Source organism: Phytoactinopolyspora endophytica (assembly GCF_004138495.1).
Taxonomy (GTDB): domain Bacteria; phylum Actinomycetota; class Actinomycetes; order Jiangellales; family Jiangellaceae; genus Phytoactinopolyspora; species Phytoactinopolyspora endophytica.
On the sequence record NZ_ML142870.1, the window covers coordinates 67,024 to 68,345 of the forward strand.

2 protein-coding genes are annotated in these 1,322 nt (G+C 65.7%); both read right to left on the reverse strand.

Features of this window, described 5'->3' with window-relative positions:
* A partial coding sequence (locus ELR45_RS39605; RefSeq protein WP_205857535.1) for a hemolysin family protein occupies positions 1–733 on the reverse strand: 733 nt, incomplete at its 3' end.
* A gap of 214 nt (positions 734–947) precedes the next feature.
* Positions 948–1,322 (reverse strand): class I tRNA ligase family protein (locus ELR45_RS29775; RefSeq protein WP_165368225.1); only part of this gene is annotated, 375 nt, incomplete at its 5' end.

The following is a 1,322-nucleotide window of genomic DNA, read 5'->3' on the forward strand; positions in this document are numbered from 1 at the left end:
TGCGGATCAGCTCGATGACGGTCTCGACCGGCGCGGACGTATGAACGCTGACCACGTCCGGCCGAGGCACCATGGCCTCGCCGGCTGTGTGCTCGGTGAAGCCGATGGCCCGGCCCAGCACGTCAGAGAGGTGTGACGACAGTGAGCCCTGCTGTTCCGCCTCGTCGACGATGTGACGGAGCTCCTCGAGCGTGGCTCCGTGGTGCAGTTCCTCGACGGGTTCGATGCCGACCCAACGGAGTACCCGATTCGCCGAGTTGTCGAAGAGCCGGATGACGGGGCCGCTGACCGCCAGGTAGACCATGGTGGACGGAGCCAGCGCCTTCGCCATCGTCTCCGCTCTGGCCAGCGCCAGGTTCTTCGGGAACAGCTCTCCAAGGACCATCTGAATGACGGTGGCCAGCACGAATGCGACGGCGATCGTGATGCCGGCGATGGCGGCGTCAGGTAGCCCGACGGCGTCGAGTACGGGCCGCAACGCCTGTGCGAACGCCGGCTCTGCGATGAACCCGACGATGAGCGCTGTCACCGTGATGCCGACCTGGGCGGCCGACAGCATGAACGACAGCCGCTCCATGACGCGTACGGCCGATGCCGCACGTTTGTCTCCTGCCGCTGCCTGCCGGGACAACTCGATCCGGTCGGCGGAGACGTAAGCGAACTCCTGAGCGACGAAGTACGCGGTACCGAAAGTCAGGAGGAATACAGCGAGGATTCCCAGTGCAGCGCTCATCGGCTACTCCGGCGCTGCGTGCCATGCTCAACCCAAGATGAGCCGGGCTTGTGACTTGAAGCGTCCGACACGGCGGACACAACTCCTTCCAGTATCAGCTCCCAGGGACGGAGCGTAGACAACTAGCGTAACCTCAACCGGCCACCAGCGCGTGCCCAGCCAAGGGCTTCATCTGGCGGCCCGGTGTTGGCGGCCTCGTTCGACGTGGAGTGACCTAGGCGAACTCAGCGGTGTATTCCCCACAGCCGGGATCGGTGACGACCGTCAGATCGGCGATCCGGCCCGCCGCAACGAGGTCTCGTTCAGCTGATCCGAGCCGGTCGAGGTCCTGTTCCGGAGCGTGCAGCACCACACGGTCCAAAGGCGCACGCATCGACATCTTGTGCGCGTTCTTCAGCCCGCGAACGGCGGACAGCGCGGCGCCGGCGGTAGCCAGAACCTGCGGGTCGCCCCCGAACGACAACTCATCCAGAGCCGGCCAGCCCGCCCGGTGGACCGAGCCGTCCTGCCACCACGACCACACCTCCTCCGTCACGAACGGCATGATCGGCGCGAACAGCCGCAACTGAACAGAGAGCGCGATCTCGAG